Annotated in this window: 25 protein-coding genes; 11 read left to right on the top strand and 14 right to left on the bottom strand. The window is 72.6% G+C overall.

All coding sequences use genetic code 11. The features are described 5' to 3' along the window. The 4 genes from FB382_RS08920 to FB382_RS08905 form a co-directional block, all read right to left on the bottom strand. The gene (locus FB382_RS08920; protein ID WP_343055538.1) at positions 1-954 is read right to left on the bottom strand and encodes an ABC transporter ATP-binding protein; all 954 of its coding nucleotides are present in this window, start codon (positions 952-954) and stop codon (positions 1-3) included. 2 nt (positions 955-956) lie between these two features. Beyond that, positions 957-1,769: an ABC transporter permease gene (locus tag FB382_RS08915; RefSeq protein ID WP_343055537.1), complete on the bottom strand. Its 813-nt coding sequence runs from the start codon at positions 1,767-1,769 to the stop codon at positions 957-959. Continuing rightward, on the bottom strand, positions 1,762-2,559 hold the full coding sequence (locus tag FB382_RS08910) for an ABC transporter permease (RefSeq protein ID WP_182541428.1): 798 nt from the start codon (positions 2,557-2,559) through the stop codon (positions 1,762-1,764). The genes FB382_RS08915 and FB382_RS08910 overlap by 8 nt, the downstream gene beginning before the upstream one ends. Positions 2,560-2,641: 82 nt before the next feature. After that, complete coding sequence (locus FB382_RS08905; RefSeq protein ID WP_182538496.1) at positions 2,642-3,163, bottom strand: CAP domain-containing protein; 522 nt, start codon at positions 3,161-3,163, stop codon at positions 2,642-2,644. A gap of 246 nt (positions 3,164-3,409) precedes the next feature. Here FB382_RS08905 and FB382_RS08900 point away from each other — a divergent pair, with 246 nt between their 5' ends. Together FB382_RS08900 and FB382_RS08895 are read left to right on the top strand one after the other, a co-directional pair. Further along, complete coding sequence (locus tag FB382_RS08900) at positions 3,410-4,504, top strand: hypothetical protein (RefSeq protein WP_182538494.1); 1,095 nt, start codon at positions 3,410-3,412, stop codon at positions 4,502-4,504. Then, positions 4,501-5,154 carry a class F sortase gene (locus FB382_RS08895; RefSeq protein ID WP_343055536.1) on the top strand — a complete coding sequence of 218 codons (654 nt, stop codon included), beginning with the start codon at positions 4,501-4,503 and terminating at the stop codon, positions 5,152-5,154. The genes FB382_RS08900 and FB382_RS08895 overlap by 4 nt, the downstream gene beginning before the upstream one ends. On the opposite strand, the gene FB382_RS08890 is transcribed toward FB382_RS08895, so the two are convergent. After that, entirely contained in the window at positions 5,137-5,727 is a 591-nt protein-coding gene (locus tag FB382_RS08890) for a DUF2238 domain-containing protein (protein ID WP_182538492.1), read from the bottom strand. The two genes, FB382_RS08895 and FB382_RS08890, sit on opposite strands and share 18 nt — an antisense overlap. Before the next feature lie 94 nt (positions 5,728-5,821). On the opposite strand from FB382_RS08890, the gene FB382_RS08885 reads away from it, so the two are divergent. Together FB382_RS08885 and FB382_RS08880 are read left to right on the top strand one after the other, a co-directional pair. After that, positions 5,822-6,925, top strand: a complete 1,104-nt coding sequence (locus FB382_RS08885; protein WP_182538490.1) for an LLM class flavin-dependent oxidoreductase — start codon at positions 5,822-5,824, stop codon at positions 6,923-6,925. Beyond that, positions 6,922-7,539, top strand: coding sequence for an FMN reductase (locus tag FB382_RS08880; protein ID WP_182538488.1), 618 nt, complete (start codon positions 6,922-6,924; stop codon positions 7,537-7,539). The genes FB382_RS08885 and FB382_RS08880 overlap by 4 nt, the downstream gene beginning before the upstream one ends. Before the next feature lie 16 nt (positions 7,540-7,555). On the opposite strand, the gene FB382_RS08875 is transcribed toward FB382_RS08880, so the two are convergent. Beyond that, positions 7,556-8,083, bottom strand: a complete 528-nt coding sequence (locus FB382_RS08875; protein ID WP_182538487.1) for a YbhB/YbcL family Raf kinase inhibitor-like protein — start codon at positions 8,081-8,083, stop codon at positions 7,556-7,558. 119 nt (positions 8,084-8,202) lie between these two features. Here FB382_RS08875 and cobA point away from each other — a divergent pair, with 119 nt between their 5' ends. Both cobA and FB382_RS08865 read left to right on the top strand, forming a co-directional pair. Beyond that, a complete protein-coding gene (gene cobA, locus FB382_RS08870; protein ID WP_343055535.1) occupies positions 8,203-9,426 on the top strand; it encodes a uroporphyrinogen-III C-methyltransferase in 1,224 nt (407 codons plus the stop codon). Continuing rightward, on the top strand, positions 9,426-10,229 hold the full coding sequence (locus FB382_RS08865; protein WP_182538483.1) for a TrmH family RNA methyltransferase: 804 nt from the start codon (positions 9,426-9,428) through the stop codon (positions 10,227-10,229). Before cobA ends, FB382_RS08865 begins: the two co-directional genes overlap by 1 nt. Here FB382_RS08865 and FB382_RS08860 read toward each other — a convergent pair. Next, positions 10,213-10,731, bottom strand: coding sequence for a GNAT family N-acetyltransferase (locus FB382_RS08860; protein ID WP_220481299.1), 519 nt, complete (start codon positions 10,729-10,731; stop codon positions 10,213-10,215). The two genes, FB382_RS08865 and FB382_RS08860, sit on opposite strands and share 17 nt — an antisense overlap. Positions 10,732-10,775: 44 nt before the next feature. Between FB382_RS08860 and FB382_RS08855 the strand changes: the two genes are divergently transcribed. Next, positions 10,776-11,258, top strand: coding sequence for a SixA phosphatase family protein (locus FB382_RS08855; protein ID WP_182538481.1), 483 nt, complete (start codon positions 10,776-10,778; stop codon positions 11,256-11,258). A gap of 20 nt (positions 11,259-11,278) precedes the next feature. On the opposite strand, the gene FB382_RS08850 is transcribed toward FB382_RS08855, so the two are convergent. Both FB382_RS08850 and def read right to left on the bottom strand, forming a co-directional pair. Then, positions 11,279-12,025: a hypothetical protein gene (locus FB382_RS08850; protein WP_182538480.1), complete on the bottom strand. Its 747-nt coding sequence runs from the start codon at positions 12,023-12,025 to the stop codon at positions 11,279-11,281. Between the two features lie 16 nt (positions 12,026-12,041). Further along, entirely contained in the window at positions 12,042-12,653 is a 612-nt protein-coding gene (gene def, locus FB382_RS08845; protein WP_182538478.1) for a peptide deformylase, read from the bottom strand. Between the two features lie 136 nt (positions 12,654-12,789). On the opposite strand from def, the gene FB382_RS08840 reads away from it, so the two are divergent. Both FB382_RS08840 and FB382_RS08835 read left to right on the top strand, forming a co-directional pair. Then, entirely contained in the window at positions 12,790-14,154 is a 1,365-nt protein-coding gene (locus tag FB382_RS08840; RefSeq protein WP_182538476.1) for an acyl-CoA dehydrogenase family protein, read from the top strand. Next, entirely contained in the window at positions 14,154-15,365 is a 1,212-nt protein-coding gene (locus FB382_RS08835) for an acyl-CoA dehydrogenase family protein (RefSeq protein ID WP_182538474.1), read from the top strand. The genes FB382_RS08840 and FB382_RS08835 overlap by 1 nt, the downstream gene beginning before the upstream one ends. 1 nt (position 15,366) lies before the next feature. Here the strand turns inward: FB382_RS08835 and FB382_RS08830 are convergent, their stop codons facing one another. Both FB382_RS08830 and FB382_RS08825 read right to left on the bottom strand, forming a co-directional pair. After that, the gene (locus FB382_RS08830; RefSeq protein WP_182538472.1) at positions 15,367-16,803 is read right to left on the bottom strand and encodes an LLM class flavin-dependent oxidoreductase; all 1,437 of its coding nucleotides are present in this window, start codon (positions 16,801-16,803) and stop codon (positions 15,367-15,369) included. Next, entirely contained in the window at positions 16,800-17,201 is a 402-nt protein-coding gene (locus tag FB382_RS08825; RefSeq protein WP_182538471.1) for a hypothetical protein, read from the bottom strand. Before FB382_RS08825 ends, FB382_RS08830 begins: the two co-directional genes overlap by 4 nt. A gap of 143 nt (positions 17,202-17,344) precedes the next feature. On the opposite strand from FB382_RS08825, the gene FB382_RS08820 reads away from it, so the two are divergent. Further along, on the top strand, positions 17,345-18,661 hold the full coding sequence (locus FB382_RS08820; RefSeq protein ID WP_343055534.1) for a DUF2252 domain-containing protein: 1,317 nt from the start codon (positions 17,345-17,347) through the stop codon (positions 18,659-18,661). On the opposite strand, the gene galK is transcribed toward FB382_RS08820, so the two are convergent. Next, a complete protein-coding gene (gene galK / locus FB382_RS08815) occupies positions 18,648-19,850 on the bottom strand; it encodes a galactokinase (RefSeq protein WP_182538469.1) in 1,203 nt (400 codons plus the stop codon). The two genes, FB382_RS08820 and galK, sit on opposite strands and share 14 nt — an antisense overlap. A gap of 102 nt (positions 19,851-19,952) precedes the next feature. Between galK and FB382_RS08810 the strand changes: the two genes are divergently transcribed. Next, a complete protein-coding gene (locus tag FB382_RS08810) occupies positions 19,953-21,332 on the top strand; it encodes a GuaB1 family IMP dehydrogenase-related protein (RefSeq protein WP_246377805.1) in 1,380 nt (459 codons plus the stop codon). A 52-nt stretch (positions 21,333-21,384) separates the two neighbouring features. On the opposite strand, the gene FB382_RS08805 is transcribed toward FB382_RS08810, so the two are convergent. Then, positions 21,385-23,115, bottom strand: a complete 1,731-nt coding sequence (locus tag FB382_RS08805; protein WP_182538466.1) for a BCCT family transporter — start codon at positions 23,113-23,115, stop codon at positions 21,385-21,387. A 211-nt stretch (positions 23,116-23,326) separates the two neighbouring features. Further along, the gene (locus tag FB382_RS08800; protein ID WP_182538464.1) at positions 23,327-23,920 is read right to left on the bottom strand and encodes a LysR substrate-binding domain-containing protein; all 594 of its coding nucleotides are present in this window, start codon (positions 23,918-23,920) and stop codon (positions 23,327-23,329) included. Positions 23,921-24,020 lie beyond the last annotated feature (100 nt).

Raw genomic sequence — 24,020 nt, 5'->3', positions numbered from 1 at the left:
TCAGCGGCTGTAGAGCTCGCGGATGACGTCCTCGATGTCGGGCTCCTGGATGGACAGGTCAGCCACGTCGTACGACGCCGCCACGGCCGCGACGACCGGCGCGGCGCTCGCGTCGCTCGGGAACGCCAGCCACTGCCGGGGACCCTCGACGCGGCGCGTCACCGCGCCCGCGACCTCGATCGGCGGTGCCTCGTCGACGAGGTCGACCACGAGCGTCCGCGTCGAGCCGCCCTGCCGGTGCAGGTCGGCCAGCGGGCCGTCGAAGACAGCGGTGCCGTGGTCGATGACGACGACCCGGTCGCACAGCGCCTCGATGTCCTGGAGGTCGTGGGTCGTCAGCAGCAGGGTCGTGCCGCGCCGCGCGTTGAGGGTCCGCAGGAACTCCCGGAGCCTTCCCTTGCTGATCACGTCCAGCCCGATCGTGGGCTCGTCGAGGTAGAGGATCTCGGGGTCGTGCAGCAGCGCCGCCACGATGTCGCCGCGCATCCGCTGGCCCAGGCTGAGCTGGCGGACCGGCGTGTCCAGCAGGTCGCCGAGGTCGAGCAGCTCGACGAACTCCGCGAGGTTCGCGCGGTGCCGGGCCGGGTCGGTGCGGTAGATCTTCTGGAGCAGGTCGAAGGAGTCGCGCAGCGGCAGGTCCCACCACAGCGTGGTGCGCTGGCCGAAGACGACGCCGATGCGGCGGGCCAGCTCCACGCGGTGCTTCTGCGGCTCGAGCCCCGCGACGCGCAGGTGTCCCGACGTCGGCACGAGGATGCCGGTGAGCATCTTGATCGTCGTGGACTTCCCGGCGCCGTTGGGCCCGATGTAGCCGACCATCTCGCCGGCGCCGATGCTGAAAGTCAGGTCGCGGACGGCGTGGACCGTCTCGGCCCGCCGGCGCAGGCGGCCCTCCTTGCGGCGTACGACGAAGGTGCGCTCGAGGTCGCGGACGTCGATGAGCGGTGCGGTCACGGTCAGCTCCCGGTCGAGGTGTAGGTGCGGACGCCGGCGCGCCAGACCAGCAGGGCCAGGCCGACCATGAGCGCCCCCACGGGCAGCGGCAGGAGAGCGAACCACGCGGGCGCGCCGAACGGGTCGGGGCGGTCGAGCAGGTAGAGGCAGGAGTACCAGTTGGTGAAGGCCACCGGGATGACGAAGGTCAGCGACTTGGCGACCTCGGTGGGGAAGATCGTGAGTGGGTACTGCGTCATCGTGTTGCCGCCGTAGGTGAACGCGTTGGCGATCTCGGAGGCGTCGTGGGTCCAGAATTGCACGCAGGAGACACCCACGAACAGGGCGAAGAAGATCGCGACCGCGCCGACGCACATGAGGACGGCGACCGCGACCTTGGCGAGGTCCCAGTCGACGTGCCAGGCGCCGTAGCCGAACACGATGACGGTCTGGCTGATCCGGCCGAGCCGGCGGAGGGCGAACCGGTCGGCGCACACCTGCACCAGGAGCGGCACCGGGCGCACCAGCATCGCGTCGAGCGTGCCCATCCGGATGTGCTGGCCGATCAGCTCCACGCTGCCGATGACCATGTCCGCGATGCCGATGCCGATCCCCGAGGCGCCGTAGAGCAGCGCGACCTGCCAGAGCTCGAAGCCCGCGAGCCGGTCGATGACGTGGAACATCAGCCCGATGGCGACGAAGTCGAGGAACGTCATCAGGAAGCTGCTGATCGTCATCGTCACGAACGAGCCGCGGTAGGCCAGCGCCGAGCGCACCCACATCGCCGCGATCCGTCGGTAGTCGCCCGCCGCCCCGAGCACGGAGAGGTCAGCCACCCTGGACCACCACCTTGCGGGTGGCGGCCGCGAGCACCGCGCGGCAGCAGGCGAACAGCACGACCAGCCACAGGACCTGGACGCCGAGCGCGGCGAGGAGGTCCGTCCCGGCGTCCTTGCCGAGCCAGATGTCGGCCGGCGTCTGGAGGTAGGACGCCCACGGCAGCGCGAGCGCGATCGAGCGCAGCGGCTCGGGGAAGATCACGAGCGGCAGCGCCATGCCGGTGAAGAAGATCGCGCAGACGCCGGACAGCATCTTCACCCCCGACTGGTCGAGCAGCCAGAACGCGGAGGAGGCGACGAGGAAGCGGATCGCGAAGCTCGTCATCACGGCGAGGACCAGGCTGGCGAGGAACCCCAGGGCAGCCGCGGGCGTGCCGGGGAGCCGGATGTGGAAGACGACCAGGCCGATCACCGTCGGCCCCAGACCCCGGGTCAGGAAGTGGTACGCCGCGCGGCCGAGGTCGCCGGCGAGGTACCACCCCAGCAGGCCGACCGGGCGGTAGAGGTCGACCGCGACGTCACCGGTGCGGATCCGCTCGGCGAGCTCGTCGGTCGTGCCGCCGCCCCACAGCGCCACCGTCATCAGCAGCGCCTGGCCGATCCAGACGTAGGTCACGGCATCCGTGGCGTCGTACCCGCCCGCGTGCGGGCGCTGCGCCCACAGCGCGAGGTAGGCGTAGGAGTAGATGACCCCGAAGACCGAGTTGGTGAAGATGCCCGACACGGTCGCGGCCCGGTAGGTCGAGTAGCGCCGGAACGCGCGCGTCGCGATGGCGACGTGCAGCATCACGGGACCTCCGGGTCGGGTGGGTGGGGAGGCAGCACCCTCTCACACCGGGTGCCCGCGGGACGTCCGGATATCCGGTCGGTCAGTTCACGTCGCCGAAGTTGAGCACCCCGACGAAGCGGCCCTGGGGGTCGATCCGGACGCCGATCCCGGCGCGGTTGGCCCGGGGCTTCATGATCACGGCGCGGTGCTCGGGGGAGTGCAGCCACGCCTTCACCACGTCGCCCGGCGTGATCCCGGTGCCGCGGACCAGCGTCTCGCCGACCCACGTCAGGTCGCAGCCGTTGAGGATCTTCATCTGGTCGCGGTGCTCGAACGCGCCGGTCAGCGCCAGGTGCCGCGACCAGCGCTCGGCGTAGCCGTCGATGCAGGACCCGAAGTAGCGCACCTTGGCCAGGCCCGCTGCCTTCCGGTGCTGGTTGATCTTGAAGGCGACCCGGTTCTCGTACTCCGTGAGGTGGAGGAGGGGGTCGATCGCGGTGTGGGGCGCGGGCACCCGCCAGATCGAGGCCGAGGCGGGGGCCGGGGCGGCGGCCAGCGCCGTGCCGATCGCGGCGAGCAGGGAGGCGAGCAGGGCGATCGCGGGGGCGAGTCGCGGGGTCATGGAGGGCTCCGTTCCGAGGCGGGGCTTGTCTAGACCGGGGAGGGTCCGCACCCAGTCTGACAGTGGGCTGCCTCACATGCACCTGTCTGTTCGGACTTATTTCGTAACTCGGTGTTTCAACCCGAGTGCACCCGGGGACTACCCATCCACCGGACGAGCTCCCCGAGACCTCTCCGGGATGCGAACACCGTCCGAGTCAGATCTCACAAAGGCCAGCCACCACTGGCAGAAACCTGGAGCCCCACGATGTCTCGACCCGCCACCCTCCGACGATCCCTCGCCGCCACCGCCGCCCTCGTGGCCGCGTCCTGGGGCGCCGCGGCGCTCCCGGCGCAGGCCGACGACACCTCCGGCCAGACCCAGGGCACGAACCAGGGCACGAACCAGGGCCAGCACGGCCACGGTCACGACAAGTCGGGCGACAACTCGGACGACACCTCGGACGGCAAGAGCAACAACGGTCACCACGGCGACAAGGGCGACCAGGGCGACAAGGGCCACAAGGGCAACGGTGGCGACAAGGGCAACGGTGGCGACAAGGGCAACGGTGGCGAGAAGGGCCCGAAGGGTCCGAAGGGCGGCCACGGCGACCCGGCCGGCAACAACGGCACCGTGAAGATCGCGCCCCTCGGCGAGATGGACGGCATCCCGCAGAACTCGCCGCACCCGGGCTGCACCTTCCAGGTCGAGTGGTACGGCTACGACGAGGGCGCCGACATCGTCTCCCAGGTGAGCTTCGCCATGCAGGCGCCCACCAAGGACGTCGGCCTCACCGTCGACGGCCCCTCCAGTGTCTTCGTGGGCGGCGACCCGGCCTCCGGCGCCGGCACCGACTCCGGCCTGGACGGCACCGAGACCTACACGCTGTCCTTCGACGGCGAGCCGCACCCGAAGCAGGGCTTCCACGTGAAGCTCACCGTCGCGACGCCGAAGTCGAAGGGCAACGACACGAAGACCAAGGTCTTCTGGGTCGCGCCCTGCGAGGACGACACCGACACCGGCGACACGGGTGACACCGGCGGCACGACGGGTGGCACCGGCGGCACCACGGGCGGCACCGGTGACACCGGCACCGAGACCGAGGGCAACGGCGGTTCCGGCGACGACCTCGAGGTCCTCGGCGTCCAGGCCTCGACCGGCCAGCAGACCTCGAGCGACGACACCCAGGTCGCGGGCACCCAGGCGTCGCAGGGCGTTCCGACCTCGGTCGACGCCGGTGAGTCCGGTCCCCGCACCTTCGCCGACTGGATGCGCTCGCCGCTGCCGCTCATCGGGGTCGCCTTCGGCCTCGCCCTGATCGCGTTCGCCGCGCGTCGTCGCCTGGGTTCCACCCGCGCGTGACGACTCGCTCCGACAGCACCGCCGAGCGCGGCCGGCGCCCCTGGGGCCCGGCCGTGCTCGGCGTGCTCGGCCTCCTGCTCGTGGCGGGGGCCGGGTTCGCCTGGTTCGGCCAGGCACCACCGGCCAAGTCCGCCGGACCGGGGCAGCCCCCGTCGGCGAGCGCGTCGGTCGCTCCGGTCGCGGAGGCGACCCGTGCGCGCTGGGTGCCCGGGGCCCCGCGACGCGTGGTCATCCCGCGACTCGGCGTGCGCGCTCCGGTCGTCCCGGTGAAGGCGCCCGGGGGGACGCTCACCCCGCCCAGCGACCCGCAGGTCCTCGGCTGGTGGGCCGACGGCGCGCGTCCGGGCGCGGCCCGCGGCAGCGCCCTGGTCACCGGCCACACGGTCCACACCGGCGGTGGCGCGCTCGACGACCTCGAGACGATGCGCCGCGGTGACCGCGTCTCGGTGCGCACCGACCACGGCTGGATCCGCTACGTCGTGCGCTCGGTCCACGTCTACGGCAAGGGCACCATCGCCCGGCAGGCCGAGCGGCTCTTCAGCCAGGACGTCGTCGGACGCCTGGTCCTCATCACCTGCGAGGACTGGGACGGCACCCGCTACCTCAGCAACGTGGTGGTCGTGGCGACCCCGTCACGCACGCAGCACTGAGCCCCTCAGCGCCCGCCGTACGGCGAAGCCGGCGACCAGCGCGCCCAGCGTGCCGAGGGCCTCGTCGCCGAGCGTGTCCTCGTAGGCGGTGTCCAGCTCCGTCCCGTGCCGGATGAAGGTGAACCACTCGCCGAGCTCCCACCCGACGGCCAGCGCGGCACCGAGCCCGGTCACGAGCAGCACCACGGCCCAGCCCGGCTGCACCCTGCGGCAGACCAGCAGCCCGATGCCGGCGCACAGCAGCAGCCAGTTGGCGAAGTGGTTGAGGTCGTCCCACCACACGACCGCGTCGTAGAGGTCGAGGCTGTTGCCGGTCACGTCGACGAGGAACGGCAGGGCGACGAGCGTGAAGGCACCGTACGGCGGCGGCGCGAAGCGGTCGCGGCGGCCGACGAGCAGCCACCACAGCGTCGGCGCGAGCAGCATCAGCAGCGGGTAGGCGACCAGCCGCGCGCCGAACGCCTTGTCGGCGAACCGGTCGATCCCCGGCACCCACTCCGCGACCGCGAGCTGGCCGACCGTGAGGAGCAGGACGGCTAGGGGGACCCAGGCGGGGCAGCGGCGCGACGTCACGGGGGCCATGATGGCGGGAATAGGTCCGACCGGGTTCGGGTTCCCCCATAGTTCGATATTCAACCACCTTCGCAGGGAGTGATCAGCAGTGGGCATGCAGTTCGGCATCTTCAGCGTCGGGGACGTCACCCCCGACCCCACGACCGGCCGCACGCCGACCGAGCACGAGCGGATCAAGGCCCAGGTCGAGATCGCCAAGAAGGCCGAGGAGGTGGGCCTCGACGTCGTCGCCGTGGGCCAGCACCACAACCCGCCCTTCGTGGCGTCCTCGCCGACCACGACCATGGCCTGGATCGCCGCGCAGACCGAGCGGATCCTGCTGTCGACGTCGACGACGCTGATCACGACCACCGACCCGGTGCGCATCGCCGAGGACTACGGCACCCTCCAGCACCTCACCGACGGCCGCATGGACCTGATGCTCGGCCGGGGCAACACCGGCCCGGTCTACCCGTGGTTCGGCAAGGACATCCGCGAGGGCATCAACCTCGCGATCGAGAACTACGGGCTGCTGCACCGACTCTGGCGCGAGGAGGTCGTCGACTGGCAGGGGCGCTTCCGCACGCCGCTGCAGGGCTTCACGGCCACCCCGCGGCCGCTCGACGACCTGCCGCCGTTCGTGTGGCACGGCTCGATCCGGAGCCCCGAGATCGCCGAGCAGGCGGCCTACTACGGCGACGGGTTCTTCTCCAACCACATCTTCTGGCCGGCCTCGCACACCGCCCAGATGGTCCGGCTCTACCGCCAGCGCTTCGAGCACTACGGGCACGGCACGGCCGACCAGGCCATCGTCGGGCTCGGCGGCCAGGTCTTCCTGCGCAGGAACAGCCAGGACGCCGTCAACGAGTTCCGTCCCTACTTCGACAACGCCCCGGTCTACGGCCACGGGCCGTCGCTGGAGGACTTCACCTCGCAGACCCCGCTGACCGTCGGTTCGCCGCAGGAGGTCATCGAGAAGACCCTCGGCTTCCGCGAGTACGCCGGCGACTACCAGCGCCAGCTGTTCCTCGTCGACCACGCGGGCCTGCCGCTCAAGACCGTCCTCGAGCAGCTCGACCTGCTCGGCGAGGAGGTCATCCCGGTGCTGCGCCGCGAGTTCGACGCGCTCCGCCCCGCCCACGTGCCCGACGCGCCCACCCACGCCAACCGCCTCGCGGCCCGCGCTTCGGTGGTCGAGCCTGTCGAGACCCGAGCATGACCCGCCTCGTCGTCGTCAGCGCCGGCCTCGGCGTCCCGTCCTCGACCCGGCTGCTGGCCGACCGCCTGGCCGCGGCCTCGACCGCGGCCCTCGAGGAGGCGGTCGAGGGTGAGGTGGACGTCCGGGTCGTCGAGCTGCGGCCGCTGGCCCACGCCCTGGCCGATGCGACGCTCACCGGCTTCGCGAGCGGGGACCTCGCCGACGTCGTCGACGCCGTACGCCGCGCCGACGCGCTGATCGCCGTGACGCCGGTGTTCTCCGCGTCGTACAGCGGCTTGTTCAAGATGTTCTTCGACGTGCTCGAGCCCGGCGTCCTCGAGGGCACGCCGGTGCTCGTCGCCGCGACCGCCGGCTCGGCCCGGCACTCCCTGGTGCTGGATCACGCGCTGCGGCCGCTGTTCTCCTACCTGCACGCCGTCGTGGTGCCGACCGGCGTCTTCGCGGCCAGCGAGGACTTCGGCAGCACCGCCGACGGCCAGCTCGCCGCCCGGGTGGACCGGGCGGCGGCCGACCTGGCCGACCTGGTCAGCCGCTCGCCGAGCAAGTCGGTGCGCGACCTGTCCGGGGAGTTCGGCGACACCGTGCCGTTCGAGGAGCTGCTGCGCCGGGTCTGAGCCTCGGTGCTGGCCCTCAGTGCTGGTAGGTGCCGTGCAGGATGGCGCGGCCGGCGGTCTTGAACGCCAGGTTGAACGACACGACCGCGGGGGAGGCGTCCGCGTCCACGCCGAGGGTCGGCTCCTTCACGGCGTGCACGACGAAGAAGTAGCGGTGCACCTGGTCGCCCTGCGGCGGGGCCGCACCCATGAACGCGGCGGCGCCGCCGTCGTTGCGGCACATGAACGCCGAGCCCGGCAGCGAGGCGCCCTCCGCGCCGGCACCCCCGTCGAGCGAGGTGACGTCACCGGGCAGGTCGACGAGCACCCAGTGCCAGAAGCCGCTGGGCGTGGGGGCGTCGGGGTCGAAGCAGGTGACGGTGTAGCTCTGCGTGCCCTCCGGCCCCGGCTCCCAGGAGAGCTGGGGCGAGGTGTTGCCGTGCGCCGCGACCTGGGCGTCGCGCAGCGGCTGCCCGTCGGTGACGTCCTCGCTGGTGACCGTGAACGGCGGCACCGGCGGCAGCAGGTCGTAGGGGTTGGGGGAGACCGGGCGGTCGAGGCTCATGTCGCTCCTGGTGAGGTCCGGGCCGTGTGCGTAGCCGAGGTGGGATGACGGGGCCCAACGTAGTCCGGCAGGTGGGCCCGGCCAACGCTCCCGGCGCCGAGGACCGGGATGATGGTCCGGTGGACGACTTCAAGCCCTACCCCTCGGGACTGATCCTCGCCGGCCGCGCCGTCGTGGTGGTGGGCGGCGGTCACGTGGCGCAGCGCCGCGTGCCCGCGCTGCTCGGGGTGGGTGCGGTCGTCACCGTGGTCTCCCCGGTCGTCACCCCCGCCATCGAGGGCCTGGTGGGCGCGGGCGAGGTAACCTGGGTAGAGCGCGGCTTCGAGGAGCACGACCTCGACGGCGCGTGGTACGTCATCGCCGCCACCGACGACCACGACGCCAACGAGGAGGTCAGCCGCGCGGCCGAGGAGCGGCGCATCTTCTGCGTGCGCGCCGACGACGCGACGCAGGCCACGGCCTGGACGCCCGCCGTCGGCCGCCACGCCGGCGTCACCGTGGCCGTGCTCGGCAACCGCGAGCCGCGGCGCTCCGCCGCCGTCCGCGACGAGATCCTCGAGGGGCTGCGCGAGGGCACCATCGTCGCCCGCCACCAGCGCGACCGGACGCCCGGCGTGATCCTGGTCGGGGGCGGACCCGGCGATCCCGACCTGATGTCGGTGGCCGGGCGCAAGGCGCTCATGGAGGCCGACGTCGTGGTGGCCGACCGCCTGGCACCGCGCGAGCTGCTCAGCGAGCTCCCGCACGACGTCGAGCTGATCGACGTGGCCAAGCTGCCCCGTGGCCGCTCGGCCCAGCAGGAGGAGATCAACCGGGTCCTCGTGGAGCGGGCGCTCGAGGGCAAGGTCGTGGTCCGCTTCAAGGGCGGCGACAACTTCGTCTTCGGTCGCGGCTACGAGGAGGTCCTCGCCTGCCGCGAGGCCGGCGTCCCGGTCACCGTCATCCCCGGGCTGACCAGCCCGGTCGCCGTCCCTGCCGTGGCCGGCATCCCCGTCACCCATCGCGGCGTCGCGCACGAGTTCACCGTCATCTCCGGGCACCTGCCACCCGGCCACGAGGAGTCCCTGGTCAACTGGGACGCGGTCGCCGGGCTCACCGGCACCGTGGTGCTGATGATGGCCGTCCAGAACGCGCCCGCCATCGCCGAGGCCCTCGTCACGGGCGGCCGCCCCGCCTCGACGCCGGTGGGCGTCATCTGCGACGGCACCATGCCCGGCGAGCGCACGGTCCTGGCCACGCTCGGCACGCTCGCGACCGAGCTCGAGGCCCAGCGGGTCCGGCCGCCCGCGATCATCGTCATCGGCGACGTCGTCGCGGTGGCCCACCCGGACCATTTCCGCTGATGGCCACGCTCCACGAGATCTCCGACCCGGCCGACCCCCGCCTCGCGGACTACCGCGACCTGCGCGACGTCGAGCTGCGCAAGCACCTCGAGGCCGAGCACGGGCTCTTCCTCGCCGAGGGTGAGAAGGTCGTACGCCGGGCGGTCGAGGCCGGCTTCACCCCGCGCTCGTTCCTGATGGCGCCGCGCTGGCTCGACGGCCTGGCCGACGTGCTCGGCACGACCGACGCGCCCTGCTACGTGCTCAGCGAGGCGCTCGCCGAGGAGGTCACCGGCTTCCACGTGCACCGCGGGGCCCTGGCCTCCCTCGAGCGGCGCCCGCTCCCCTCGCTCGAGGAGGTGCTCGAGGGCGCCCGGTCCGTCCTGGTGATGGAGGACCTCGTCGACCACACCAACGTGGGTGCCATCTTCAGGTCCGGCGCCGCCCTGGGCTTCGACGCCGTGCTGCTGGCGCCGCGGTGCGCCGACCCGCTCTACCGCCGGTCGATCAAGGTCGGCATGGGCGCCGTCTTCAGCACCCCGTGGACGCGGCTGCCCGACTGGTACGACGCCCTGCCGACGCTCTCCGCGCTCGGCTTCACCACCGTCGCGCTGACGCTGGCGGACGACGCCACCCCGGTGGAGGAGGCGGTCGCCGGCGTCGACAAGGTCGCGCTGGTGCTCGGCTCGGAGGGCCACGGGCTGTCTGCGCGGTGGGAGGCCTCGGCCGACCGCCGCGCCATCATCCCGATGCGCGAGGGGATCGACTCCCTCAACGTGGCCGCGGCCACCGCCGTGGCCTGCTACGTCACGGCCCGACGCTGATCTCGTAGATCGTCTCGAGCCCGTCCTCGTCGTCCCACTGCTCGCCGACCTCGACGAAGGGGTACTGACCGATCAGCGCGAGCGACGCCTCGTTGGTGGGCGAGACGGTCGCCCGGAGGACCTGCACCTCGGGCTCGCGGCGGGCCCGCGCCAGCATCGCCTCCAGGGCGGCCCGCGCGTAGCCCCGCCGGCGGTGGTCGGGGTCGACGGCGTAGCCGATCTCGACCATCCCGTCGGCGTCCGGGGCCGCGTGGAAGCCGGCCTTGCCGACCGCGACCCCGGCGTCGTCGGCCCAGAGCACGCCGGTGATCCAGTCGAGGTCCTGGGGCGCGTCGACGACCTGGGTGGCCCGGTAGCGCCAGGTGCGCACGCAGTCGGGGCCGGCCAGCCAGGCAGTCAGCGCGATGGGCGACGTACGGCGTGCGCGGTCGAGGTCGCCGTCCGCGAGGGCGCCGATGGTGGCGGCGTCGAGCTGGACGATGCGGACCGGGGGAGTGCTCACCGCGCCAGTATCGCGGAGGTGGTGCGAGGCCCCAGAATGGGTGGATGACCGACCACACGCTGGTCCTGCTCCGGCACGCCAAGTCGGACTGGTCGGGCGACGAGGACGACCGGCACCGGCCGCTGGCCGCACGCGGGCGGCGGCAGGCGCCCGAGGCGGGGCGCTGGCTGGCGAGCGGGGTCGAGCGCATCGACCTGGCGGTGGTCTCCCCGGCGGTTCGCGCGCGGAGCACGTGGGAGCTCGCGGCGGCCGAGCTGGCGGTCCCGCCGCCGGTGCGCCTCGAGGAGGACGTGTACGCCGCGTCCGCGGACGGGCTGCTCGACGTCCTCGCCGGCCTGCCCGAGGACCTCGCGACCGTCGTGCTCGTCGGTCACAACCCCGGCCTGGAGGACCTCGTCGAGCAGCTCACGGGGGAGTGGGTCAGCCTGCCGACCTCGGCGGTGGCGGTCGTGGACCTGCCCGGGGCGTGGGCCGACGTGGCGCGCGTGACCGGCGTGCTGCGCGCGACGGGCCGCCCCCCGTCCTGACCCCGTCCTGACCCCGCGGCTCAGCCGGCGAGCGCCGCCAGGTCGCCGGCCAGCGCGATCGCCCCGCTGACCGGGAACAGCATGAAGAGCGCCCGGACCGACGTGGCGCCGACCCGCGACTCGAGCAGCCGGGGCTGCACGGTCAGGCGCAGGCAGACGACTGCGACGAGCACCACCGCCACGAAGGCCGCGATGCCCAGCGCCGGCGGAAACGGCACGAAGCACAGCAGCGGCAGGACCCAGCGCCAGTGACCCCTGGGCCGGTGCCGGTCCACCCAGGCGAGGGTCACCGGCCCCGCCAGCGCGACGAGCGCCGGGATCGCCAGGAACACCGCCACCGCCAGGGCCTGCGGGGTGAGGACGTGGAAGTCGATGCCGTCGTCGTGGATCAGCATCGGCCCGACGAACAGGGCCCCCGTCACCGTGACGGTCACGAGGTGGAACCAGCGCGCGCCGATGAGCCACGGCTCGACGAGCAGCCAGACCATGCAGGACAGGTAGCCGGTCGCCACGCCGATCAGGAACAGGTTGTAGGTGCCGCCGAGGGTGAACCGGCCGATCGTGAAGTCGTCGTCGCTCTGCATGCCGACCACCGACCCGGGCGAGGTGACCCGCAGCAGGAACATGCCCAGGCGCAGGGCCGGCCCGGCGACCAGCACGCCCGTGAGGGTCGCCGCCAGGACCGTGACGAGCAGGACGTCGGCGAGCTCCGCGCCAACGGTGCGGGGGGCGTCCTCGCGGTGCGCGACGAGCGTCGGGGTGCTCACCCACCCATGAAAGGGCTCAGGCCTCGACGTCGTCCATGACCCCGACGGGCCAGTCGGCGGGGTAGTCCTCGGCGGCCTTGTCGTGGGCCTTCTGCAGCCGCTTGCGGTTCTTGGTCGACACGCGGTCCCCGAAGACGGTGCCGAGCGTGTGGTCGGTCTCGTGCTGCAGGCAGCGGGCCAGCAGGCCGTCGCCCGAGAACGTCACCGGCTCGCCGTCGAGGCCGGTGCCGGTGACGGTGGCGAAGTCGGGGCGCGCGCACTCAACGAAGGCGCCCGGGAAGGACAGGCAGCCCTCGTCGCCGTCGTCGAGGTGCCGGTCCTTGCCCTCGGGCAGGGTCAGCACCGGGTTGCAGACGACGCCGACCGTGCGCTCGCCCGACTCGTCCGGGCAGTCGAAGACGAAGACCGCCTGGTCGACGCCGATCTGGCAGGCGGCGAGGCCGACCCCGTCCGCGGCGTACATCGTGGCGACCATGTCGGCGACCAGCGCGCGCAGCTCGGCGTCGTACGCCGTGACGAGCTGCTGCGGCCGGTGCATGACCGGGGTGCCCCAGCGGGTCATCGGGCGGACGGTGCCGCCCTCGGGGAGGGGTCCGTGGGGGGCGTGCGGCTGGTCGGCGTCGGACATGGCGGCGATCCTAGGTCTCGACAGGCTCGACCGGCGAACGGAGGGCCCCGACCGCCGAAGGCCTGGCCGGACCGTGTGACCCGGGCCACGGCGAGCCTCTGTAGCGCATTGTGTAACTCGGAGTTACATTGAAGGCATGTCCCTGACCAAGAGCCTCAAGCCCGGAGGCAGGCACGGCCTGTCCTCGCAGGAGTCGCGCGACCCGATCGGCCTGGCCGTGGCGGCCCTCAGCCTCGTCGCGCAGAGCGACCTGATCGACCGGATCGGGCTGCGCAAGCGCACGGAGCAGGCCGTCTTCACCGTGACCCGCAACGGCTTCAAGACCATGACCGCCGCCAGCCGCACGTTCGCCCGCGGCGGCAAGAAGGGCGCCCCGGGGGTCCGCGTCCCCGCGGCGACCCCGAAGGGCGTCTTCGACCTGACCCCGACCGAGGACGAGCAGATGCTCGTCGACGTCGTCACGGAGTTCGCCGACGAGGTCGTGCGTCCCGCCGCCGCCGAGGCCGACGAGACCTGCGCCGCCCCCGAGGCGCTGCTCAAGGCCAGCCTCGAGATCGGCCTGCCGATCCTGGGCGTGCCGGAGTCGCTCGGCGGCATCTCCGAGGAGCGCTCCGCGATGGCCGGCACGCTGGTGGCCGAGGCGCTCGCCCGCGGCGACATGGGCCTGGCCGTCGCCACCCTGGCCCCCGGCTCGGTCGCGACCGCGATCTCGTTGTGGGGCACCGAGGCCCAGCAGGCGACCTACCTGCCTGCCTTCACGGGGGACGACGTCCCGGCCGCGGCGCTCGCGCTCACCGAGCCGGCCGTGCTCTTCGACGTGCTCCAGCCGTCCACGACGGCGGTCCGCCGGGGCGACTCCTTCGTCCTCAACGGCACCAAGAGCCTGGTCGTCCGGGGCGCCGAGGCCGAGCTGTTCGTCGTCGGCGCCGAGCTCGAGGGCCGGCCGGTCCTCTTCCTCGTGGAGTCCTCCACCGACGGCCTCGCCGTCGAGGGCGACCCCGCCATGGGCGTGCGTGCGGCCGGCCTGACCCGGCTGACGCTCACCGACGTCACCGTGCCGGCCGATGCCGTGCTCGGCGCGACCGACGGCTCGACCTACCTCGAGTGTGTGCGCCTCTCCCGCCTCGCCTGGTGCGCCCTCGCGGTCGGCACCGGCCAGGCGGTGCTCGACTACGTGACCCCCTACGTCAAGGAGCGCGAGGCGTTCGGCGAGCCGGTGGCGCACCGCCAGTCGGTGGCCTTCATGGTCGCCAACATCGCCATCGAGCTGCAGTCGATGCGGCTGCTGACCTACAAGGCGGCCTCGCGAGCCGCGGCCGGCAAGGACTTCTCCCGCGAGGTCGCGCTGGCCCGCAACCTGTGCGCCAGCAAGGGCATGCAGATCGGCCTCGACGGCGTCCAGCTGCTCGGTGGCCACGGCTTCGTCAAGGAGCACCCGGTCGAGCGGTGGTACCGCGACCTCCGGGCCGTCGGCGTCATGGAAGGAAGCGTGCTGGTCTGATGATCAACCTCGACGATCCCAAGAAGTTCCGGCCGCTGGTCGGGCAGGCCCACCAGGTCGCGATGAACATGCTGCGGCCGATCTCGCGCAAGTACGACCGCGCCGAGCACGAGTACCCCAAGGAGCTCGACATGCTCGCCGCCATGATCGACGGGCTCTCCGAGTCCGGGGCGGGCGAGGGTGCGGGCGCCGCCGGCGTACGCCGTGAGGAGGCCGACGGTGACACGACCGTCAAGAACGGCACCAACCTCGCCTCGGTCATGTCGATCGCGGAGATGTGCTGGGGCGACGTCGGCCTGCTGCTCTCGATGCCGCGCCAGGGGCTGGGCAACTCCGCCATCGCCTCGGTCGCCGACGACGAGCAGCTGAAGCGGTTCGACGGCGTCTGGGCAGGCATGGCCATCACCGAGCCCGGCACCGGCTCGGACTCGGCCAACATCAAGACCACGGCCACCCTCGACGGCGACCACTACGTCCTCAACGGCGAGAAGATCTTCGTCACCTCCGGTGACCGCTGCGACGCGGTCGTCGTGTGGGCGACCCTGGACCGCGAGCTCGGCCGGGCCGCGATCAAGTCTTTCGTCGTGCCCAAGGGCACCGAGGGGATGCGGGTGGAGCGGCTCGAGCACAAGCTGGGCATCCGCGCCTCCGACACCGCGACGATCATCTTCGACAACTGCCGCGTGCCCGCCGAGAACCTCCTCGGCTCGCCCGAGGTCGACGTCAAGCAGGGCTTCGCCGGCGCCATGGCGACCTTCGACAACACCCGCCCGCTGGTGGCCGCGATGGCCGTCGGCTGCGCCCGGGCCTCGCTCGACCTGACCCGCGAGCTGCTCGCGGACGCCGGGGTCGTCGTCGACCACGACCGTCCGGCGCAGCTGCAGTCCGCGGCGGCCGCGAAGTTCCTCCAGATGGAGGCCGACTGGGAGGCCGCGCACCTGCTGGTCCTCCAGGCCGCGTGGATGGCCGACAACCGCCAGCCCAACTCGCTGGAGGCCTCGATGGCCAAGGCGAAGGCCGGCCGGGTCGGCTCGGACATCACGCTGTCGTGCGTGGAGCTGGCCGGCTCGATCGGCTACAGCGAGGCCGAGCTGCTGGAGAAGTGGGCGCGCGACTCCAAGATCCTCGACATCTTCGAGGGCACCCAGCAGATCCAGCAGCTGATCGTGGCCCGCCGGATCCTGGGCCTGTCGAGCGCCGAGCTGAAGTAGGTCACCTCGCCAGCGGCGCGAGCCGCTCGACGTCCTCCGGGCCGTCGAGATCGGCGAGCGCCACGAACACCGTGTCGACACCCCGGTCGGCCAGCGCCCCGTAGCGGTCGCGCTGCTCGGCCGGGGTGCCGGCGTTGGTGCGGGCGGCGTACGTCGCGGCGGCGGTGCGACCGCGGAGCCGCTCCACCCGCGCCCAGGCGTCGTCGCGGTCGCGGCCGATGACGGGCAGGTCCAGGATCGTGACCTTCACGTCCGTGCCGGTCACGGCCTCCAGCGCCTTGCCGACGAGCTCGGTGCGGACGTTGACCGCGTCGCCGAGCCGGGCCCCGATCCGCAGCATCCGGTCACCGCTCCCGCCCACGATCACGGGGATGTCGTGCGCGGGCCGCGGGTAGTTGGTCGTCTCGGGCAGGCTGACCCGCTCGCCGGCGTACGCCTTGGTGCCGGAGCCCCACAGGGCCCGCATCGTCTCGACGGCTGCCTCGACCGCGTCGACCCGCTCGCGGGGCGGCGGGAACGGGATCCCGAAGCCGGCGTGCTCGCGGTCCCACCAGCCGGCGCCCAGCCCCACGAAGGCCCGGCCGCCGCTGAGCACGTCGAGCGTGGCGGCGTGCTTGGCGATGATCCCCGCGGGCCGGAAGCTCACCGGCGTCACGAGGGTGCCGAGGTCGAGGTTGGTGCCGAGCCCGGCGAGCATCCCGAGGGTCACCCACGGCTCGGGGATCGGGTCCCACGCGCGGCCGACCTGGGGGATCTGCACCAGGTGGTCCATCAGGGCGATGCCGGCCAGTCCGGCGTCGTCGGCGGCCCGGGCGATCCCGGTCAGCCAGGCGGTCGGCTCCTCGCCCCACGGGAATCGGGACACCTGCAGCACGATCCGGAGGCCCTGGGAGCTCCGCCTCTCCTCCGATTGCCGCGGCGTGTGCCCCACGTCGCGCCCCGCCGCGTCCTCGGGCACACGGGGCTCGTCGCGGGAGACGATGTGGACGACGTCCCAGCCCTCGGTCTCCAGCGAGCGGCGTACGACGGGCACCCGCTTCAGCTGTCCGGCCAGGGCGGGAGCCGGCACCGGCCGCTCACGGGTGGCGTTGCGGCGCCGGCACTCGGGCGCCGGGGTGTCGTGCACCACAGCCACCGCGGGCAGCCCGGCCGAGCGGGCGGCGGCCAGCCAGCGCGAGCGCCGGGCGTCGTCGAGTCCGAGGGTGTCGACGACGGTCGTGAGGCCGCGACCCAGCCGCGCGTCGACGATCCGCTCGAGCAGCGCGAAGGCGTCGTCGGAGGCATCGAGGTCGTGCGGGCCACTGCCGGCGATCCCGCGCAGGGTGTCGGAGGAGACGACCTCCTCGGCCCGGTAGCGCGCCGCCGCCCACGTCGACTTGCCGGAGCCGGCGGCGCCGACCAGGACGACCAGCGCGGGGTCGGGGAGCCGGGTCGTCACTCGCCGGCGGAGGGCTTCCGGGGCGGGAGCTTGGCGCCGGGGGCCGCCTTCTTGACCGGGGCACGTCTCGGCGTGGCGGCCTGCTGGAGGGCCTTCTGCTCGGGGGTCTGCTTCGCCACGCGGGGGGCGACGCGGGCCGGGTTGGGAACTGCCTCGGCAGGCGGCGCGGCGGGGGCCTCGGCCTCGGCGGGGGCCTCGGGGGTCGGCGCGCGGGGCGCGGGGACGGTCGCGTGCCCGCGGCGCTCCTGGATCTTGGTGCTCACCTGACCGACGACGACCCGGCCCAGGGCGACGGTCCCGCGGGCCTGGGCCACGACGGTCTCGGCGGTGCTGCGGGGGTCCTTCCACGCGCCAACCGCGAGGTTCTTGATCCTGCCGAGCGGGTTCTGGTGAGCCACGCGACTTCCCTTCGATGACGGTGTCATGGGTGTGGGTCGACGGGTCTGGGTCGATCCCTCGATTCAAGCACGAACGGGCGGGTGCCGGATCGGCACCCGCGACCGGATGAGTACGCCGACCCCTGCGTGGGCAGACTGGCGGGGTGCCCACCACCAAGAAGGACCGCACCGACCTGATCGTCTCCGTCCTCGACGACGCGTTCGCCCCCCTGATGGCCGCCGACCCGGTGGCGTTCCGGGGGAAGTACCGCAAGATGGCCGCCGATCCGCACGCGTTCTACCGCGGGTCGGCCTGCCTGTTCTACGCCGACCGGGCCGACGCCGAGGACCCCTACGTCGACGACGAGAGCGGCCGGATCTGGGTGCACGGGGACCTGCACGTCGAGAACTTCGGGACCTACCTCAACTCCGACGGCCGCCTGGTCTTCGACGTCAACGACTTCGACGAGGCCTACCTGGGCCGCTTCACGTGGGACCTCCAGCGCTTCGCCGCCTCCCTGGCCCTGGTCGGCTGGCAGAAGGCGCTCCCGGAGGACGACGTCCGCTCCCTGATCGGGCGCTACGTCCGGGCCTACCTCTCCCAGGTGGACGACTACCGGCGCAGCGAGGACGACGACGACTTCGCCCTGCACCTCGACAACACCTCGGGCCCCGTCCAGGCGGCCCTCGTGGCCGCGCGGCTGCGCCGGCGCGCAGACCTGCTGGACTCCAGCACGGTGCTGGTCGACGGGTCCCGGATGCTGCGCGAGGACTCGTCCGTGCGCCGGCTCGGCAAGCGCGAGCGCGCCAAGGTCGTCGCCGCGTTCGAGGGCTACCTCGAGACCATCCCCGAGGACAAGCGCTTCGACCGCCGCCTCTTCTACGACCTGCGTGACGTGGCGGGGAAGTCCGGGTTCGGGATCGGCAGCGCCGGGCTCCCGGCGTACAACCTGCTCGTCGAGGGCTACAGCCAGGCGCTGGACAACGACGTGCTGCTGTCGATGAAGCAGGCCAACGTCCCGGCGGTCAGCCGCTTCGTCGACACCGGCGAGGTGGAGAAGTACTTCGACCACGAGGGGCACCGCACCGTGGTCAGCCAGCGGGCGCTGCAGGTGCACACCGACCCGCTGCTGGGCTACACCGAGCTCGACGGGGTCGGGTACGTCGTCGCGGAGGTCTCGCCCTACGAGGTGGACCTCGACTGGTCCGACCTGACCGAGCCCGACGAGATCGCCGACGTGGTGGGTCTCCTCGGGCGCGCCACCGCCAAGATCCACTGCGCCTCCGACGAGGACAGCGACCAGGACCTCGTCGACTTCCAGGTCGAGGAGGCGATCGCGCGCAGCGTCGAGCGTCGGCGCAAGGAGTTCACGGCCTGGATCACCGACTTCGGCATGGAGTACGCGGTGCAGGTCCGTGAGGACCACGACCGGTTCGTCTCGGCCTTCCGCGAGGGCCGGATCGGGGTCAGCTCGACCTAGCGAGACCGTTCTCGGTGACCACGTCGGCGGCCGCCGACGGCTCGCCGAGCAGGTGGTTGGGCGGCCGGAAGCCGGCCGCGATGAAGGCCGCGTCGATCGCCCCGGCCACGCCGTCGATCCGGTCCAGCGGCACGAGCGCGATCGCGGAGCCGCCGAAGCCGCCGCCGGTCATCCGCGCGCCGATGGCGCCCGCGCCCAGCGCGGTCTCGACCGCCAGGTCGAGCTCGGCGCAGGAGATCTCGAAGTCGTCGCGCATCGACACGTGCGAGGCCAGGAACAGCGACCCGACGCTGAGCCAGTCGCCGGCCCGGATCGCCTCGACCGTCTCGGCCACGCGGTCGATCTCGGTGACGATGTGCCGGGCCCGGCGGCGTACGCGGTCGTTGGTGAGCTGTGACTCGACCTCGGCGATGCCGGCGTGCCGCAACGACGCGACGCCCAGCGCTGACGCTGCGGCCTCGCAGTCGGCACGCCGGGCGGCGTAGCCACCGTCGGTGAGGGCGTGCGAGACGCGGGTGTCGGTGACCAGGACCGCCAGCCCGTGCTCGGGCAGCCGGAGCGCCACCGGGCCGGCGGTCTGCAGGTCGAAGTCGATCAGCAGGGCGGCGTTGGGCTCGGCGAGCATCGAGACCGTCTGGTCCATGCCGCCCGTGGGGGCACCGGCCACCTCGGTCTCGGCCCGGATGCACGCCTCGATCAGGGTCCGGCGGCCCGCCTGGGTGAGGTCCTTGCCGAGCAGGGTGGCGAGCGCGACCGCGAAGGAGCACTCGAGCGCGGCCGAGCTGGAGAGGCCCGCGCCCAGCGGGACGGTGCCGTCGACGTAGACGTCGACACCCGGGGTCTGCCAGCCGGCCTCGCGCAACGCCCACAGGACGCCTGCGACGTACGCCGCCCAGCCGTCGGTCTGTCCGGGACCGATGGTGTCGAGGGTGGCCACCCAGGGCTGCGGCTTCTGCCGGCTGCCGATCCGGACGCGGTCGTCCTCACGCAGGGCGACCGCCGCGTAGGTGGCATGGGGCAGGGCCAGCGGCAGCACGAGCCCGGCGTTGTAGTCGGTGTGCTCACCGATCAGGTTGACGCGGCCGGGTGCGCGGCCCACGACGGTGGCGGGGGCGCCGTACGACGCCGCGAAGCCCTCGCGGACGGCGGCGGCGAGCTGGCCGGGGGCGCCCGGCTCGACGAATGTCACGGCGACCACCCTAGGGGTATCGGGGCTGCCGTAGATTCCTGCGACGTGCACTTCCTCCACGACGCCATCCCGCCGCACGACCTGACCTACGACGACGTCTTCATGGTCCCGCGGCACTCCGCGATCGCCAGCCGCTACGACGTCGACCTCGCGACGTCCGACGGCACCGGCGCCACCCTGCCGCTGGTGGTCGCCAACATGACCGCGATCGCGGGCAAGCGGATGGCCGAGACGGTGGCCCGACGCGGTGGCATCACGGTGATCCCGCAGGACATCCCGATCCCCGTGGTCGCCGACGTGGTCCGCTTCGTGAAGTCCCGGCACACCGTCTTCGACACCCCCATCGAGCTGACCCCGCACCAGACGGTGGCCGAGGCGTTGTCGCTGATCCCCAAGCGGTCCCACCGGGCCGCGGTGGTCGTGCGCGACGGCCGTCCGGTGGGGGTGGTGTCCGAGGCGGACTGCGTCGAGGTGGACCGCTTCGCGCAGGTCGAGCAGGTGATGAACCCCGCGCCCGTGACGATCCGGGCCGACGCCGACCCCCGGCAGGTCTTCGAGGCGATGGACGCCGCCCGGGCGCAGGTCGCGGTGGCGGTCGACGACACGGGCCGCCTCGTGGGCGTCCTGACCCGCACGGGTGCCCTCCGGGCCACGCTCTACAGCCCGGCCGTCGACGCCCGCGGCGGGCTGCGGATCGCCGCGGCCGTCGGGGTGAACGGCGACGTGGCGCAGAAGGCCGCGGACTTGCTCGAGGCCGGGGTGGACTGCCTGGTTGTCGACACGGCCCACGGCCACCAGGACCGCATGCTCGAGGCGCTGGCGGCGGTGCGGGCGCTCGACCCGCAGGTGCCGGTGGCGGCTGGCAACGTGGTCTCCGCCGAGGGCACGCGGGCGCTCATCGACGCCGGTGCCGACATCGTCAAGGTGGGCGTCGGCCCGGGCGCCATGTGCACCACCCGGATGATGACCGGCGTGGGCCGGCCCCAGTTCTCCGCGGTGCTCGAGTGCGCCGCCACGGCCCGCGAGCTCGGCCGGCACGTCTGGGCCGACGGGGGAGTGCGGCACCCGCGCGACGTGGCCCTGGCCCTCGCGGCCGGCGCGTCCAGCGTGATGATCGGGTCCTGGTTCGCCGGCACCCACGAGTCCCCGGGCGACCTGCTCCAGGACAGCAACGGCCGGTCCTACAAGGTCTCCTTCGGCATGGCCTCGGCACGCGCGGTGGCCAACCGGACCTCGACCGAGTCGGCCTACGACCGGGCCCGCAAGGGGCTCTACGAGGAGGGCATCTCCTCCTCGCGGATGTACCTCGACCCGGCGCGCCCCGGCGTCGAGGACCTCATCGACGAGATCTGCTCGGGCGTCCGGTCGGCCTGCACGTACGCCGGAGCCGCGACGCTCGAGGAGTTCCACGAGCGGACGGTGGTCGGCGTCCAGTCCGCCGCGGGCTTCCACGAAGGAAGGCCGCTCGCCACCAGCTGGTGACGAGCGGCCCTCGGGTCGTTCTTCTGTGCTCGGTGGTCGAGCTCGTCGAGACCTACTCGGGCTTGGCCTCCGGGTCGCGCTCGACCGAGAGGACGAAGTCGTCCCCGTGCTCGGTCACGCCCGCCACCACGGCCGCCTCGACGGCCTCGGCGGCGTACTTCTGGCGCACCATGAGCGGGTCGTTGCGCAGGTCCTTGACCAGTGCGACGGCCAGGCCGACCATCACCAGCACGAACGGCAGGGCCGCCACGATGGTGATCGTCTGGAGGCCGGACAGCGCGTCGGTGCCGCCCACCAGGAGCATCACGGCGGCGACCGCGCCGGTCGCGACGCCCCAGAAGATGACGGTCGGCTTCGACGGCTCGATGGTGCCGCGCTCGGAGAGCGTGCCCATCACGATCGAGGCCGCGTCGGCGCCGGAGACGAAGAAGATCGCGACCAGGATCATCACGATGACGCTCGCCGCGGTCGCCAGCGGGTAGGCCTGCAGCGTGGAGAACAGCTGCGTCTCGACGCCACCCGCGCCGGCGATGTCGGTGCCGGTCTGCTGCAGCTTGATGGCCGCGCCACCGAAGATGCAGAACCAGACGAGGCTCACCAAGCTCGGGACGAGCAGCACGCCGCTGACGAACTGGCGGATCGTGCGGCCCCGCGAGATGCGGGCGATGAACATGCCGACGAACGGCGTCCACGACAGCCACCAGGCCCAGTAGAAGACGGTCCAGCTCTGCAGCCAGGCGTTGGTCTTGGCGCCCTCGGCGCCGGTGCGCGACGACATCATCGCGAGGTCGCCGAGGTAGGAGCCGAGCGAGGTCGGGACGAGGTTCAGGATGAAGATCGTCGGGCCGACGACGAAGACGAACACGGCCAGCGCGATGGCCAGCACCATGTTGATGTTGGACAGCCACTGGATGCCCTTGGCGACACCGGACACGGCCGAGAGCACGAAGGCCACGGTCAGGATCGCGATGATGCCGACGAGGACGCCGTTGCCGGTGGCGCTCCAGCCGCTGACGATGTGCAGGCCCGAGCGGATCTGCAGGGCGCCGAGGCCGAGCGAGGCGGCCGAGCCGAAGAGCGTCGCGAAGATCGCGAGCATGTCGATGACCTTGCCCCACGGGCCGTTGGCGTGCTTGCCGAGGAGCGGCTCGAACGCGGCCGAGATCAGCTGGAGGCGGCCCTTGCGGTAGACGCCGTAGGCGATCGCGAGGCCGACGACGGCGTAGATCGCCCACGGGTGCAGGGTCCAGTGGAAGAGCGTGGTGGCCATCGCGTGCTGGACGGCCTCGGGATTGCCCGCCTCGCCGGTGCCCGGGGGCGGCGTGGCGAAGTGGGTGATCGGCTCGCTGACGCCGTAGAACATCAGGCCGATGCCCATGCCGGCGCTGAACATCATGGAGACCCAGGAGATGGTCTTGAACTCCGGCTCCTCGTCGTCGCGGCCGAGCTTGATGTTGCCGAAGCGGCTCAGCGCGAGCCACAGCACGAACACCACGAAGGCGCTCGACGTGGTCACGAAGAGCCAGCCGGTGTTGGCCATCGTCCAGGCCAGGGAGTCGCCGGAGACCGAGGCGAGCGAGTCGGTGCTCAGGAAGCCCCAGACGAGGAACGCCACGGCGATCGCGGCCGAGACGCCGAAGACGACCTTGTCGAGCCCGGCACGGGTGTGGCCGGCCTCCTCGACGGGGACGTCGAGGGCGGGGTGCAGGTCGTCGACCTCACCCGGGCGCGATGCCGCGGGGGAGGTCGTGGAAGTGGGCGGTGTGGACTGGTCTGTCGTCACGTCAGTCGGAGCCCGTCGGGGCCCCGCCTCCTTCGTTACGGTCGATTCGGGGGTCTTCGACCGTCTCAACAGGGGTACCTGAAGGCAAACTGAGAGTACGGTCGACCCCGATCGTTCCCGTGTCGTTGCAGGTCACACGCAGGTTCGGCGTGATGGTGATCTCCCGCACTGTGATCCGGACCGCAGTCCGGTCGGCGGATCTCGGGCGCGGTCAGCCGCGCGAGCTGCGCTCCGTGCGGCCGCGCACGATGCCGATGAAGGTCTGGCAGCGCGGGTCCTCGTTGTCGACGAGCCAGGCGAGGCCGACCTTGGTGGCCGGCAGGTCATGGACGGGGCGGTAGGTGGTGTCCTTGCGCTGGTGCAACCGGGCCACCGACATGGGCACGATCAGCACGCCCGTGCCGGAGGCGACCACCTCGACCGCGTCGGCCACGGACATGGGCGGCCAGTCGAGCTGGGGCGCGCTCGGCGTCCAGCCCGAGACGTGCGGCAGGACCAGCTGCTCGTCGGCCAGGTCCTCCACCGACACCTCCTCGACGACCGTCGCGAGGTGCTCCTTGCCGACGACCACGACCGGCAGCTCGTCGTACAGGGGGATGCAGTGCAACCCGGCGCGGTCGACCGGCAGGCGGACCAAGCACATGTCGAGCTCGCCGCTGCGCAGCCCGTCCTCCTGCGTCCCCTCCTCCACGGGGACCAGCTCCAGCGGGTCGCGGGGGTGCCGCTGGCGCCAGACCCCGGCCCACTTGTCGGGTGTCGCGCCGGTGACGAAGCCGACGCGGAACGGGGCAGTCTGCTCGGGCACGCGCTCAGGCTAGACGGCTGTGCCGGGACTCGCGGCCCCGGTGCACGTGTGACACGGCCCGAGTGCCCTAGGCTCCCGCCGTCAGATCTCCGGCTGGACT

The organism is Nocardioides ginsengisegetis, from assembly GCF_014138045.1.
Lineage (GTDB): Bacteria > Actinomycetota > Actinomycetes > Propionibacteriales > Nocardioidaceae > Nocardioides > Nocardioides ginsengisegetis.
This window is presented reverse-complemented; position numbering and strand designations above follow the sequence as displayed.

Bases quoted from the DNA above. Each gene is read 5' to 3' on its own strand.
- FB382_RS08910 (WP_182541428.1), bottom strand. From the start codon at position 2,559: ATGCTGCACGTCGCCATCGCGACGCGCGCGTTCCGGCGCTACTCGACC.
- FB382_RS08905 (WP_182538496.1), bottom strand. From the start codon at position 3,163: ATGACCCCGCGACTCGCCCCCGCGATCGCCCTGCTCGCCTCCCTGCTC.
- FB382_RS08900 (WP_182538494.1), top strand. From the start codon at position 3,410: ATGTCTCGACCCGCCACCCTCCGACGATCCCTCGCCGCCACCGCCGCC.
- FB382_RS08885 (WP_182538490.1), top strand. From the start codon at position 5,822: ATGCAGTTCGGCATCTTCAGCGTCGGGGACGTCACCCCCGACCCCACG.
- FB382_RS08880 (WP_182538488.1), top strand. From the start codon at position 6,922: ATGACCCGCCTCGTCGTCGTCAGCGCCGGCCTCGGCGTCCCGTCCTCG.
- FB382_RS08875 (WP_182538487.1), bottom strand. From the start codon at position 8,083: ATGAGCCTCGACCGCCCGGTCTCCCCCAACCCCTACGACCTGCTGCCG.
- FB382_RS08865 (WP_182538483.1), top strand. From the start codon at position 9,426: ATGGCCACGCTCCACGAGATCTCCGACCCGGCCGACCCCCGCCTCGCG.
- FB382_RS08855 (WP_182538481.1), top strand. From the start codon at position 10,776: ATGACCGACCACACGCTGGTCCTGCTCCGGCACGCCAAGTCGGACTGG.
- def (WP_182538478.1), bottom strand. From the start codon at position 12,653: ATGTCCGACGCCGACCAGCCGCACGCCCCCCACGGACCCCTCCCCGAG.
- FB382_RS08840 (WP_182538476.1), top strand. From the start codon at position 12,790: ATGTCCCTGACCAAGAGCCTCAAGCCCGGAGGCAGGCACGGCCTGTCC.
- FB382_RS08835 (WP_182538474.1), top strand. From the start codon at position 14,154: ATGATCAACCTCGACGATCCCAAGAAGTTCCGGCCGCTGGTCGGGCAG.
- FB382_RS08810 (WP_246377805.1), top strand. From the start codon at position 19,953: ATGGTCCCGCGGCACTCCGCGATCGCCAGCCGCTACGACGTCGACCTC.